This is a genomic window from Actinoplanes sp. NPDC049598, assembly GCF_040675435.1.
Lineage (GTDB): Bacteria > Actinomycetota > Actinomycetes > Mycobacteriales > Micromonosporaceae > Actinoplanes.
The window spans coordinates 38,061-48,244 of the sequence record NZ_JBFAOX010000048.1 but is presented as its reverse complement, the minus strand read 5'-3'; the positions used below and the strand labels follow the sequence as shown (position 1 = coordinate 48,244).

The 10,184-nt window shown below is 68.9% G+C and carries 8 protein-coding genes; 5 read left to right on the top strand and 3 right to left on the bottom strand.

The window, feature by feature from the left end:
* The first annotated feature begins 174 nt into the window (after positions 1 to 174).
* Positions 175 to 1,263, top strand: a complete 1,089-nt coding sequence (locus AB0J66_RS48755; RefSeq protein WP_364676105.1) for a M20/M25/M40 family metallo-hydrolase — start codon at positions 175 to 177, stop codon at positions 1,261 to 1,263.
* Here the strand turns inward: AB0J66_RS48755 and AB0J66_RS48750 are convergent.
* The 3 genes from AB0J66_RS48750 to AB0J66_RS48740 all read right to left on the bottom strand — a co-directional run bounded on the left by AB0J66_RS48750 (position 1,250) and on the right by AB0J66_RS48740 (position 3,853).
* Positions 1,250 to 1,690, bottom strand: a complete 441-nt coding sequence (locus AB0J66_RS48750) for a response regulator (protein WP_364676102.1) — start codon at positions 1,688 to 1,690, stop codon at positions 1,250 to 1,252. The genes AB0J66_RS48755 and AB0J66_RS48750 overlap by 14 nt on opposite strands.
* Positions 1,691 to 1,945: 255 nt before the next feature.
* Complete coding sequence (locus tag AB0J66_RS48745) at positions 1,946 to 2,857, bottom strand: hypothetical protein (protein WP_364676100.1); 912 nt, start codon at positions 2,855 to 2,857, stop codon at positions 1,946 to 1,948.
* Positions 2,858 to 2,917: 60 nt separating this feature from the next.
* Positions 2,918 to 3,853, bottom strand: a complete 936-nt coding sequence (locus tag AB0J66_RS48740) for a sulfotransferase (protein ID WP_364676097.1) — start codon at positions 3,851 to 3,853, stop codon at positions 2,918 to 2,920.
* A gap of 773 nt (positions 3,854 to 4,626) precedes the next feature.
* Between AB0J66_RS48740 and AB0J66_RS48735 the strand changes: the two genes are divergently transcribed.
* The 4 genes from AB0J66_RS48735 (at position 4,627) to AB0J66_RS48720 (ending at position 10,182) form a co-directional block, all read left to right on the top strand.
* The gene (locus AB0J66_RS48735) at positions 4,627 to 5,445 is read left to right on the top strand and encodes a glycosyltransferase family 2 protein (RefSeq protein ID WP_364676095.1); all 819 of its coding nucleotides are present in this window, start codon (positions 4,627 to 4,629) and stop codon (positions 5,443 to 5,445) included.
* A 95-nt stretch (positions 5,446 to 5,540) separates the two neighbouring features.
* Positions 5,541 to 6,479 (top strand): glycosyltransferase family 2 protein, encoded by a 939-nt coding sequence (locus tag AB0J66_RS48730; RefSeq protein ID WP_364676092.1) that lies wholly within the window; start codon positions 5,541 to 5,543, stop codon positions 6,477 to 6,479.
* Complete coding sequence (locus AB0J66_RS48725) at positions 6,476 to 7,753, top strand: glycosyltransferase family A protein (protein WP_364676089.1); 1,278 nt, start codon at positions 6,476 to 6,478, stop codon at positions 7,751 to 7,753. Before AB0J66_RS48730 ends, AB0J66_RS48725 begins: the two co-directional genes overlap by 4 nt.
* Positions 7,753 to 10,182 carry a hypothetical protein gene (locus tag AB0J66_RS48720; protein WP_364676087.1) on the top strand — a complete coding sequence of 810 codons (2,430 nt, stop codon included), beginning with the start codon at positions 7,753 to 7,755 and terminating at the stop codon, positions 10,180 to 10,182. The genes AB0J66_RS48725 and AB0J66_RS48720 overlap by 1 nt, the downstream gene beginning before the upstream one ends.
* Positions 10,183 to 10,184: the final 2 nt, after the last annotated feature.

Genomic DNA, 10,184 nt, shown 5'->3' with positions numbered 1-10,184 from the left:
GGATGGGGTGAGCACTCGAGGCATAAAACGCTCCCCAGTCAGCCCGAGTGGTCACCCCATCCCCACAACCGTCCCCCGAGCGAGAAAGCCCAACCCCCGGCCCGGAACCAGACCCCCGACCGCAACAAACCCCGGGGCTGGCGTCCGGCCGGTTCGGGTGCTTAGCGTGGGCGGATGGATGATCTCGTCGGGCTGGCTTCTGAGCTGATCTCCATCCGCTCCACGGCCGATCGGCCCGACGAGCTTGGGCGGGCGCTCGATCTGGTGCTCGGCGTGGTGGGGCCCGGCTTCGACGTCGAGCGCTTCGAGTCCAACGGCAAGCCGAGTGCGCTGGTGCGCCGTCAGGGCACTGGCAAGGACTTCCGGGTTCTGCTGAATGCTCACCTGGATGTGGTGCCGGGTGAGGACGGGCAGTTCACCGCGCGGCGCGACGGGGATCGCCTCTACGGGCGGGGCGCCCAGGACATGAAGGTGGCCGCCCTGGTCATGGCTGAGGTCTTTCGGGAGCTGGCGCCGTCACTTCCGTACAGCCTGGGGCTTCAGCTTGTGACCGACGAGGAGGTCGGTGGGTTCGACGGGACCAAGCACCAGGTCGACGCCGGTGTGCGGGCCGGCTTTGTCGTCATCGGGGAGCAGAGCCGCCTGCGGGTGGTCGCCGAGTCGAAGGGGCTCGCGCACGTCCGGCTTTCCGCGCAGGGGCGGGCCGCCCACGCCGCCTACCCCTGGCTGGGTGAGAATGCGCTGCTGGCCGTCATAACCGCAGTCAACAAGCTGCTGGCCGCCTACCCCATGCCGGCCGCCGAGGCCTGGCGGACCACCGTCAACGTGGCGCGGATCGACACGCCGAACCGGGCCATCAACCAGGTTCCGGCGGAGGCGGACGCCCTGATCGACATCCGCTTCCCGCCGGAAGACCTCGATTTTGCCGGCCGCACCCCCGACCAGGTCGCCGACCACCTGCGAAAGCTCACCGGTGTCGACGTCGACGTGCGTGCTCTGGGTGCTCCGCATCGCGCCGATCCGGACAGCGACGACCTCAAGCAACTGCGCCAGGCTGTACGCGATGTCGGGTTCGACGATTCGCTGTTGCGCAAGCACGGCGCCGCCGACGGCCGGCACTACTACGATCTGGGGATCGACGCCGTGATTTTCGGGCCGGGTGGGGACGGGCAGCACGGGGCCGACGAGTACGTCGATCTGACCACCGTCGAGCCGTACAGAACCGCCCTGGCCGGCTTTCTGCGGAGCGTCAGTCCGCGTTAGCGATCAGCAGCCAGCGGACCCGGCGGACGAGCTCGGCCGGGGAGAACGGCTTCACCAGGTAGTCGTCGGCGCCTACGGTCAGGCCGAGGTCGATGTCGATGGGGCGGTCGCGGCCGCTCATCATCAGGACCGGGATCTGGGCCGTGGCCGCCTTGGAGTGCAGTTCGTAGCAGACGCTCAGGCCGTCCATGCCGGGCATCGACACGTCCAGGATGACCATGTCGGGTTGTTCCGCTACCACCAGGTGCAGGGCGCTGCTGCCGTTGTCGGTGGTGATGACGTTGTAGCCGGCCGAGACGAGCTTCATGACGACGATCTCGCGGATGTCCTCGTCGTCGTCCGCGACGAGGATCCGGGGGTCGCTGACGTCTGCGACCCATTCGTTGACGAGAGCGGGGGAATCCTTGGAAGCCGTTGCGAGAACCACTGAAGTCTCCTGAACCGTCGAAGCTTGCCGAGCGGTTGGCCCCATCGGCCGGGGATGAGGGCGGGCCAGGAGAAAGCCGGTTGCAGATCAGGTGCGAAAAAGCAGGAAAATGGCGAAGCCGCCCCTTGTGGGGGCGGCCCCGCCATCGACGGTGCGGCCGTTTACCGCGCACACCTGGCGTCACTCACGAAGGTAGAGCATCAAGATCTCTCCGCGGGGGCGGACCCCGCGGATGGTGATCGCGCTCTCATCAGTTCAGAACAATTCGGTACGAAGGTCGTGCGCCCCGTCGGCCCGGGTGGCCTCGTAGTAGACGCGCTGGCGGCCGTCGGGGAGGGTGACCAGGCTCAGGTAGCGCAGCCCGTTCGGGGCGTGCGGACTGCCCAGCGGCTCGCGGTCCTCGGCCACGAGCTCGCCGAAGCTGCCGTCGGCCTGGCGTTTGCCGCGGGCCACGCCCGTACGCTCCTCCCAGTTCTCCCCGGCGGTGGCGCGGCCGTCGTAGGCCACGGTGATCTCGTCGCCCTCGACCTGGACCGAGGAGACCCGGACGCCGCGGGCGTCCCACTGCCCGGGCCGGCCGGCCAGCGCCGTGCCCCGCCAGGTCCAGGTGATGCCGTCGGGGCTGGTCGCGTACTCGGTGGTCATCCGGTCGGCGTCGTCCCAGCTTTCGAGGGGGTGCACCGACGCCCACAGGTGCCAGCCGTGCTCGTCGTGGTGGAGCACCGGGTCCTTGACGCCGACGGTGTCGTCGCCGGCCAGGACGGTACGGGGTGTCGCCGTGGCCAGCCCCTCGATGGTGGCCGCTTCCAGGAGCTCGACCCGCCAGTGCTTCGTGCCGGGGGTGGCGGCGCTGACGTAGAGCCGCCACTGGCCGTCCGGGGTGTGCACGATGGCGGGCCGTTCGAGCGACTCGGCGTCGAACTGCTCCTTGGTCACCTCGGCGACGGGAGTGAAGGTCACCCCGTCGTCGGAGGCGGCGACCACGTTGGCGATGCCGCGGCCCTCGCCGATGGGCAGGCGCAGCCGGTAGGCGAGGTAGATCCGCCCGCCGACGGCGATGGAGCTGGGGGCGCCGGCCCAGGCGCCCGGTTCCTCACCCGGAGGCTCGACCACCACGGTGGAGTCGTCCCAGCGGGGCAGCGGGAGCATCGAGATTCCGGTGGTCAAGGCGACTCCTTCGGCGCGGGCGAAAAGGCAAGTATGCAATATCCATGGAAGAGGTGGGGATTAAACAGCCCCAGCGTGTCGGTCGACCGACAGCCAGTCGTCGTAGCTCTCCCCCGTCACCTCTTGCAGTAGCGCGATGTCGTCAACGAAGAACGGCAGCAAAGCGGCACGCTCATGCGGCGTGGTCACCGGCCGGGCGCCCTTCTTGCGGTGCAGCAGCGTCAGCAGCGGCCCGCGGGCGGCGAGCCGCAGCGGCACCGGGAAGCGATGCCCGATGGTCCCGCCGGTGCGCAGAAGATAGCGCAGGATCCGGTTCACGTCGTTGTCCTCGACCACGTGCCGGTTGACGTTCTCCTTCGGGATCGAGGTCAGCACGCCGGTCGGTACGCCCAGGAACGCGCACACGCGGTCGAGCGTGGCGGCCGGGTCGTCCTTCAGGTGGCGGTAGCGCAGCAGCAGCACCTGCTCGCGCGGGAAGTGCTCGTAGAGGTGGCGCACCTGCTCGCCGTACTTGCCGAGGCTGAGGTAGTGCCAGAAGTCGGCCCAGCCGGCCGCCTTGCGAGCGGGCTCGGCCCGGCACGCGGTCAGGAAGTCGGCTTCCGGCTCGAGGCCGGCGTTCCACAGGTGGGTCCAGTTGGAGTGGGCCCGGTCGACCGGGTCGCGCAGCAGCAGGATCAGCCGGGCCGACGGGATGAGCGCCTTGATGCGTTCGTGCGCGCCCAGGTCGTACAGGTAGAAGGGGGTCGCCTCGCCGAGGGTGGCGCCGGGCGGGGCGGGGGCGAACAGGGCTTCGTACTCCTCCGGGCGCCAGACGTGCTCCTGGTAGGTCTGGACGTCGCCGGGGCCGCCGGTGGTGGGCGGCGGGCCGTCGGAGAGGAAGAACTTGGGTTCCTTGACCGCCGGGAGGAACAGGTCCGGGTGCTGGACGAGCGCCGCGTGCAGCGCGGTCGTCCCCGCCTTGGGCACCCCGGCGATCAGGAAATCGGGCAACGGCATGGCAGTCCTCCCGCCTGTCGTGCGAGCAATGAGACTTAGCCTACAGATCTAGTAGGTTTTCGCACCCGAGCCGAGAAGCCGGCGCCACCATCCCGCCCGGCGGAAGCGCGGACAGGTGCACAGAGCGCAGTCAGTCCCGTGCCGGTAGTGCTGGTGTGCACGGAGCGGATGCCCGCAAACACAGAGAGCTTCATCAGCGTTCATCGTCTCACCAACGGTAAGTAAGCGCGAAAGCTACGGGCAGTCGTCATTTCGATGGCCGGCATGAATACGTCGCCAGCCTCCATCATCCCTCGCCGTCGATGCCTTGCTAACCAACTTGCAACCAACACCTCACACTGCGTGATGTTGATATTCGGTGACTAACTTCACGCATTGTTATCCGACATATTTCCTTTGCCGGATTTGCGGCGACTAAGGCGTCTATACGTGAGAAATCTGTTTCCCGCCGAAATGCAGCGGACAGGGCAGCGATGTCCGTTACTAAAGGTAACGATGTGACGAAAATCTTGCCCAATTGCCCGTGTGAATACACCTCGGTCACCGAACCGACGAGGATGATCCACCCGGCCGCCACCACGCTGTCTATTCGGTCAGTTGACGCTTCGTAGTGGCTTGCTACGGTGGGCGACAGAAGCGAAGCTCTTACGCTTCTTGCCGCCAGAATTGCCGATCGAACCGCCTCGCCGCCCCGGGAAGGGACCGACATGGAGTTTTCGACGCCCGCAGAGAACACGAGGGGTGACGGACGCACGTCACCGACCGTAAGCGTGGTGATCCCGACCCTCAACGAGGAGCGCAACCTTCCTCATGTGTTCGCGAAGCTGCCGGCGGACATCACCGAGGTCGTCCTGGTGGACGGCGGGTCCGTCGACCGCACCGTCGAGGTGGCCCGTGAGCTGCGCCCCGACGTCGTCGTGGTGCACCAGACCCGTACCGGCAAGGGCAACGCGCTCGCCTGTGGCTTCGCCGCCTGCAAGGGCGACATCATCGTGATGATCGATGCCGACGGCTCGACCGACCCGGCCGAGATCCCACTGTTCGTGGCCAAGCTGGTGGCCGGGGCCGACTTCGTGAAGGGCTCGCGGTTCAACCACGGCGGGTTCAGCCACGACATCACCAAGCTGCGCAAGCTGGGCAACGACGGGCTCAACCTGGTGGTCAACGTCCTGTTCGGGACGAAGTTCACCGACCTCTGCTACGGCTACAACGCGTTCTGGCGCAGCGTGGTGCCGGTGCTCGACCTCCCGGACATCCGGCTGCCGAAGCCGACGGACGGCACGAAGCTGTGGGGCGACGGCTTCGAGATCGAGACGATGATCAACATCCGGGCCGCGGTCGACGGGATGAAGGTCGGCGAGGTCGGCAGCATCGAGCACCGCCGCATCCACGGCGAGACCAACTTGAACACGTTCCGGGACGGCTTCCGCGTCCTGCGCACCATCTTCAGCGAGTACGGCCGCATGCGTGGCGACAAGCGCTCCGGCCGGCGCCAGCCCGGCGGCGTGATCGTCCACCAGCAGCACGGCATCCCGGCCCCCCGCCAGCCGCAGGCCACGGAGATCACGAAGACCCCGGTCCTGGAGGACTAACCGTCCTCCAGCCCCCACCCACCGCCTTAACCGGTCTAAAGGATGAGCCTGCGCGCTCCCGTCCCCACTCCCCCTCGCTCCAGGAGACGCTCCCCGTGCCTTCCGCTCCCCTTCTCGCCACGTCGATCGTGATCCCGACCCATACCGAGGAACGCTGGTCCTCCCTCGTCAAGACCATCGCCTGCGCCAAGTCGCAGCGGGTCGAGCCGGCCGAGGTCATCGTGGTCGTCGATCACAACCCCGAGCTGTTCCGCCGCATCCAGCGTGAGCTGCCCGGCGTCACCGTGCTCGAGAACGCGTACGCGAAGGGCGTCTCCGGCAACCGCAACACCGGCGCCTTCCACGCCACCACCGACCTCGTCGCCTTCATGGACGACGACATCACGGCCCAGCCCGACTGGCTGGAGAACCTCATCGCGCCGTTCGCCGACCCCCAGGTCGTCGGCACCGGCGGCGGCATCGAGCCGGCCTGGGAGCACGAGCGTCCCCGGTGGATGCCCGAGGAGTTCCTGTGGGCGGTCGGCGGCTCGTACGCCGGCATGCCCACCGAGACCTCGCCCATCCGCAACGTCTGGTCGGCCAGCATGATCGTGCGCCGCTCGGTCTTCGACGCCGTCGGCGGCTTCCGGGTCGGCTTCGGCAAGCTGGGCGACCGCAACCGCCCCGAGGACACCGAGCTCTGCCTGCGGATGAGCGCCCTGGCGGGCGGCCACTGGATGTACGTGCCGAGCGCCGTCATCCGTCACGAGGTGCCGGCCCAGCGCTCGACCTTCAATTTCTTCGTGCACCGCTGCTACGCCGAGGGCCGCGGCAAGGTGCAGATGGCCGGCCTGCACGACGGTGGCGAGACGCTGGGCGCCGAGCGGTCGTACATCTGGTCGCTGCCCAAGGCCATGCTGCGCAACCTGGGCCGCGGTCAATTCCTGCGCGCCGGCGGCATCGTCGCCGGGGTAGCCGCCGCCGGCTGGGGCGGGGTCGTCGAGACGGTCGCCGCCAAGCGGGCGCCCAAGGCAGAGTTGGAGACGGTCCGATGAGCACTGCCACCACCACCGAGACGCTCCCCGCCGTCGTCCTCGACGTCGACCTGGCCGAGCCGCTCGCGGACGTCGCCGCTGTCCAGCCCGACGGCCGTCGCGCCGAGCAGGCATGGGTGCTGGTCCGGGCGTACACCGAGCCGCTGGGCACCGTTCTGGTCGACCTGCCGGAAGCGGGCCTCACGAAAGAAGCCCTGCAGGCCGCCATCGAGGCCGAGCTGGGCGACGTGATCAGCCGGGCCCGGGGCGAGGAGTTTATCGAGTCCCGCAAGCGGATCCTGGCCACCGCGCCGCACATCACCGTGGTGATCTGCACGCGGGAGCACCCCGAGATGCTCGCCCAGTGCCTGGACAGTCTTATCGCCCAGAACTACCCGGGCTACCGCATCCTGGTCGTCGACAACGCGCCGGTCACCGACGCCACCGAGAAGGTCGTGCGGGCGGCGGCCGCCCGCGGCCCGGTCGACTACCTGCTCGAGCCGCGGGCCGGGCTCTCGTTCGCCCGCAACGCCGCCACCAAGGCCGCCCCCGGGCAGATCCTGGCCTGGATCGACGACGACGAGGTGGCCGACCCCAACTGGCTGGCCGAGGTGGCCCGCGCGCTGCACGACCACCCCGAGGCCGACGTGATCTCCGGCGTGATCGTCCCGGCCGAGCTGGAGACCCGGGCCCAGATCTGGTTCGAGCAGTTCGGCGGGCACAGCAAGGGCCGCGGCTTCAAGCCCGACACCTTCGGCCCGCACACCGCGCACCTTCAGAGCCCGCTCTACCCGCTGCCGCCGTTCGGCACCGGGGCCAACATGACCTTCCGGCCCGGCGTGATCGAGCGGATCGGCATGTGGGACACCGCGCTCGGCGCCGGTTCCCCGGCCATGGGCTCCGAGGACACCCTCGCCTTCACCCAGGTGCTGCTCAGCGGGGGCACGATCGTCTACCAGCCGACGGCGGTCACCCGGCACTACCACCGCCGCGACTACCAGGGCCTCGAGAAGCAGATGGTGGGCTACGGCACGGGCCTGGTGGCCGCGTACACGAGCCTGCTGATGAAGCGCCCCGGCCTGATCTTCCCGCTGATCAAGCTCGCGCCGCACGCGCTGCGCGACATGACCGGCAAGGACACACCGCGAACGGCCACGCTGCGCGACGACTTTCCCCGGGAGCTGCTCTCGGCGAACCGGCGTGGCATGCTGGCGGGGCCCCGGGCCTACCTCAAGGGTCGCCGCGCCGCTCGGGCCAAGATTCGCGCCACGAAGGACACGGAGGCCCAGAAGTAATGCAACCGGACCGCCCGGACGCCACCGTCCGCATCCGGCTCGGCGCGGCCGGCAACCCCGAGCCGGCCCCTGACGAGACGGCGGTGATCACGTCCGTCGACAAGGACGCGACGACCCGCCTCGAGGTCAGCGACCGGACGGTGCGCATCGCGCTCAGCCCCGACGACCAGTCGGAGACCCGCATGCTGCCGGCCCCGGTGATCACCACCGGCGGCCCGGCCGAGAAGCTGATCGAGCGCACGAGCACCATCGACGTCTCGGCCGGGTCCGACCACCGGCCCGAGTTCGCCGCCGTCGGCATGCTCGCCTCGGTCATCGGCGTGCTGGGCCTGGCCGTCAGCGGCCCCGTCTCGGTCGTGCTGCTGATCGTGCTGGCCCTGGTCGCGCCCGGGGCCACGCTGATGTCGATCGCGAACACCCGCAGCCGCCTCATCTCGTGGGCGCTGACGCTGGCCGGGAGCCTGTCGGTCACGACGTTCTTCGCGGTCATCCCGTTGTGGCTGGGCTTCTGGCAGCCGTACATCTGGCTCGGTCTGCTCGCGGCAGCGAGCCTGATCGGCTCGGCCGTGCAGTTGTTCCGTCTCAACGGCGCCGGGGTGCCGCTGAGCCTGAGCCGGGCCGGCCAGCCGCTCGACACGGTCGACAACGGCGCCGTGCTCGGCCTGCTGCCGTTCTTCACCATGGTCGTCGGTTTCGCCCTGTGGATCCTCGCGCTGGTCGCGCTCCAGCCGGACGAGGTCGGGCTGTACGGGTTCACCGCCGCCCTGGGCGTGCCGTTCGTGATCGGCGCCGTGCTGCTGCTGATCGGCTTCGCGGTCGAGCTGTTCGGCCGGGCCCGCCCGGTCGTGATGGCGCTGCACCTGATCCTCGTGCCGATCATGATGCACGCCACCGTCCCGCTGCTCGACGGCACCACCGAGTACGCCTGGACCTACAAGCACATCGGCGTCGTCGACCTGATCCGCGACAACGGCCACCTGATCAGCGGCAGCGACATCTACCAGCAGTGGCCCGGCTTCTTCGCCGTGGTCGCGATGATCTCGCACGTCTCCGGCGTCGACGCGATCTCCTTCTCGGCCTGGTCGTCGCTGTTCTTCACGCTGGTCACCTCGGTGGTCACGGCCGCCCTGCTGCGCCAGTTCACCCGCGACCGGCGGGTCATCGCGGTCGGCGTCTTCCTGTTCCAGGCCTGCATGTGGGTCGACATGGGGTACTTCTCGCCCCAGGCGTTCGTCTTCCCGCTCATGCTGGCCTTCTTCGTCATCGTGGTCCGCTGGCTGATCGTCATCCCGACCTTCACCGGCGAGCCCAAGGGCCGCATCGACCGGCTGCGGCGCTGGCTGCTGCGCGGCATGCCGCCGGTGATGATCACCGACAAACGCACCCGCCTCTGGGCCGGCCTCGGCGCCGCCGGTCTCTACGCCGCGATCGTGGTGTCCCACCAGTTCACGCCGGTGGTCATGATGATCCCGATCCTCGTGCTGACCGTGCTGGGCATCCTGCGCCCCCGCGCGTTCGTGTTCGGCCTGATCGCCATCGCGCTGGTCTTCATCGGCCCCCGCCTGGTCGGCGTGGCCAGCACGTACAGCCTGTTCGACCTGAACTTCCTGCAGAACGCGGGCGGCAACGCGCAGACCTGGGGCACCCCCGAACAGGAGTTCTCGGCCCTGGTCTCCCGCGTCCTGGCGATCTCCCTGTGGGCCGCGGCCCTAGTCGCAGTGCTGCTGGCCCGCAAGAAGGTCGGCCGCGTCTTCATCCCGATCGTGCTCGGCTTCGCCCCGATGGCGACCCTGGTCGGCGGCAACTACGGCGGCGAGGCCATCTACCGCATCTTCGCCTTCTCGCTGCCGTTCGTTGGCCTGCTGATCGGCGTCCTCTGGGCCGGGAAGGGACGCCGCGGCGTCCCCACGATGATCCTCTCGGGCCTGCTGATGGCGGCGCTCTGGCTCGGCGGGCTGCAGGGTCTGCAGGGCCAGCTGTACGTGCATCAGGTGCGGGCCACCGACATCGAGGCCGCGAACTACTTCTACGAGCACGCCACCCCCGACTCGGGCCTGATCCTGGTCGCCCCGAACTTCCCGACCAAGCTCGCCGGCAACTACGGCTCCTTCAACAAGGGCCACGTCGACGTCGACATCTCCCTGGTCGGCGACCCGCTGTTCACCAACAGCATCAACGGCGCCCGTCTGCCCGACATCGAGACGTACATCCGGGCCATGAACTACAAGACCAACTATCTGGTGGTCAGCGACGCCATGGACGACTACACCGACTACTTCGGCACCGAGCCGGACACCGCGATGAAGTCGCTCGAGACGGCCCTGCGCGCCTCGTCCGACTGGAAGGTCTTCTACCAGGGCCCCGGCGTGGCCATCTTCCAGCTGGTCGGCTCCTCGGGCGCGGCCGCCGCCAACCCGGCGACGAACTGACC

Excerpts from the sequence above, each read along its gene's own strand:
- AB0J66_RS48720 (WP_364676087.1), top strand. The coding sequence starts at position 7,753 with ATGCAACCGGACCGCCCGGACGCCACCGTCCGCATCCGGCTCGGCGCG.
- AB0J66_RS48725 (WP_364676089.1), top strand. The coding sequence starts at position 6,476 with ATGAGCACTGCCACCACCACCGAGACGCTCCCCGCCGTCGTCCTCGAC.
- AB0J66_RS48755 (WP_364676105.1), top strand. The coding sequence starts at position 175 with ATGGATGATCTCGTCGGGCTGGCTTCTGAGCTGATCTCCATCCGCTCC.
- AB0J66_RS48740 (WP_364676097.1), bottom strand. The coding sequence starts at position 3,853 with ATGCCGTTGCCCGATTTCCTGATCGCCGGGGTGCCCAAGGCGGGGACG.